The sequence below is a fragment of the bacterium genome (genome assembly GCA_026708015.1).
Taxonomy (GTDB): Bacteria; Actinomycetota; Acidimicrobiia; order Acidimicrobiales; family Bin134; genus Poriferisocius.
This window is the reverse complement of record JAPOVT010000008.1, coordinates 670-3,296: the sequence shown is the minus strand read 5'-3', so window position 1 is coordinate 3,296 and position 2,627 is coordinate 670. Positions and strand designations below refer to the sequence as shown.

Here is a 2,627-nt window from a genome sequence, read left to right as displayed (position 1 = left end):
CCCTATTCGACGAGCCACACGACTGGCACCAGCTCCACGCCATAGGCTAACAACGGGATCATGGTGGAGGGCAACGGCACCTCCGACACGGTGTTCGAGCGGGGATTCAAGAACCTGTTCCTCGTGGCCACGATCGCCAGTGACTACACCCTGTCGGGCGTCGAGGCGCTGGCGAACCAGGGCGCAGAGACCGCAGTGATCGCCCACGAGGACACTTCATTTCCCACCGCAGTCGCGCAGGGCGCGCGACGCCACCTCGAAGCCAACGGCATCGAGGTGCTGGCAACCGAGACTTATCCCAAGGACATCCAGGACGTCTCGGCGATCATGACGAAGTTCCGCGGCCTCAACCCCGACATCTTCGTCGGGGGCGGGCACTACAACGACGCCGTCCTGTTCGTGAACTCCGCCAAGGAGTTGGGCTTCGAGCCCGACGGCATGCTCATCACCGTCGGTCCTTCCAACCCGAAGCTCATCGACGAGCTCGGCACCGACGTCGACGGCGTGCTCGGCCCCACCCAGTGGGAAGCAACGATGGCCTATGAGGGGCCGTACTTCGGGCGCGCCGCCGACTACGACGCCTACTACACCGAACTGTGGGGTGAGCCGCCCGTCTACCAGGCCGCCAGCGCCACCGCTGCCGCACTGGCGCTGCACCTCGCCATCGAGGCGGCCGGATCGCTCGACACCGACACCGTGCGCAACGCCCTTCGGTCCCTGAAGGCCGACACGTTCTACGGGCCGATCAGCTTCGATGAACGGGGCGTCAACATGGCCAAGCCGATGGGCATGGTGCAGGTGCAGCACGGCGAGATCCATGTCGTGGCGCCGGGCACTGCGGCCCGGGCTCAGCTCCAGTACCCCTTGGGAGACGGATCCGATGGCGCGGCCGGCGAGTCGTCAGCTCTGGGCAAGCTGCCCCAGGCGCTCGTCAATGGCATCGCTCTCGGCGGCATGTACGCCGTGCTGGTGCTGGGGTTCTCGGTGATCTGGGGCGTGATGGGCGTCATCAACTTCGCACACGGCGAGTTCGTGATGATCGGCGCCTACCTCGCTTGGCTGGCCGATGATCTGTGGGGCCTCGATCCGTTCGTTTCTGTGGCAGCCGTGTTCGTGCTGATGGCGGGACTGGGTTATGTCACCCAGCGCGGCCTGGTCAACCGGATCATCGACCGACCCCATCTGGTGTCCCTGCTCGTGATGTTCGGCCTGGCGATCATCCTGCAGAACGTCATGAAGCTCATCTTCTCCGCGGACTTCCGCAGGACGAGCACGGCGCTGGACGGCAGTTGGCGCATCACCGACGGGCTGAGCGTGCCGGTGACGAAGTTCTGGATTCTCATCATCGCCCTGGGGGTGCTGGGAGGTCTCAGCCTGCTGCTGACACGCACGAGGCTCGGCAGGAGCATCCGGGCGGCAGCCCAGAATCGTGAGGCGGCCCGCATCGTCGGCATTGACATCGGCAAGGTGTACGTCGTTACGTTTGCGCTCTGCATCGGCATCACCGGGGCGGCAGGTGCGCTGGTGAGCCCCGTGCTGGCCGTCCAGCCGTTCCAGGGGCCGCCGCTGACGCTCAAGGCGTTCGCCATCACGGCGATGGCCGGCCTCGGTTCGATCCGGGGAGCACTCGGCGGCGCGATGGTCTTGGGCCTCGTCGAAGCCGGGCTTGCGGTCTACGTCGCAGGCGTGGGCACGAATCTGGCGGTCGTGGCGTCCTTCGTGATCCTGGTAGCGGCGCTGGTGCTGCGGCCCCAAGGGCTGTTCGGCGGCCTGCGACCGGTGAATGCGGCGGCGACATGAGCTCTGGCACGAGACTGGGCGGACCCAGCGGCGGGGCACAGCGCATGGCGAAGCGATTGAGCGGTGCACTCGTGGCGATAGCGCTGGCGTGGCTCGTCGTGCTGCCGCTGTGGCCGGGGACGAGCGACTCGACGCTGTTCACGATGACGCTCATGTTCACGAGCATCGGCGTGGCGATCAACTGGAACCTCACCGGCGGGTTCACGGGCTACATCGACTTCGGGCACGCGGTCTGGTTCGGCCTCGGCGCCTACACGACGGCGATCATGATGTCACTGCAGACCAACGGGCTGGGCATCGGCTGGCCGCCCGTGCCTGCGATCGCACTCGGCGTCGTCGTGGTCGGTGTGGCGGCGGCGCTCATCGGCAGGGCCACGATGCGGCTGCGAGGCCCGTACTTCTCGATAGCGATGCTCGCGACATTCGTCGCTCTGCGAGAGATCGTGCGGGTCACCGGCGGGCTGACTGGGGGAGGCGTGGGGCTCACGCTGCCGCCATATCTGAACCGTTCGCTCTTCTACTTCATCGAGCTGGTGTTGGTAGTGGCCCTGGGAGTCTTCGCGTGGTGGCTGCGTCGCACCCGGGTGGGAACGGCCCTCGTGGCCATCCGGGAAGACGAAGTCGGGGCGGAGATGCGGGGCATCGCTACCACACGTCTCAAGGTCGCCGTCTTCAGCTTCGCCGGCGCATCGACCGGGCTGTTCGGCGGGCTGTGGGCGTACCAGAACACGTTCGTCGATCCCGATATCGCGTTCACTGAAGTGCGGACGCTCGACGCGATCATGGGCACGATGCTGGGCGGCATCGGGTTCTAGGCTAAAAGATTG

Annotated in this window: 2 protein-coding genes; both read left to right on the top strand. The window is 66.3% G+C overall.

The window, feature by feature from the left end; genetic code table 11:
- The first annotated feature begins 60 nt into the window (after positions 1-60).
- The gene (locus tag OXG30_02405) at positions 61-1,800 is read left to right on the top strand and encodes an ABC transporter substrate-binding protein (GenBank protein ID MCY4133753.1); all 1,740 of its coding nucleotides are present in this window, start codon (positions 61-63) and stop codon (positions 1,798-1,800) included.
- 44 nt (positions 1,801-1,844) lie between these two features.
- On the top strand, positions 1,845-2,615 hold the full coding sequence (locus OXG30_02400; protein MCY4133752.1) for a branched-chain amino acid ABC transporter permease: 771 nt from the start codon (positions 1,845-1,847) through the stop codon (positions 2,613-2,615).
- Positions 2,616-2,627: the final 12 nt, after the last annotated feature.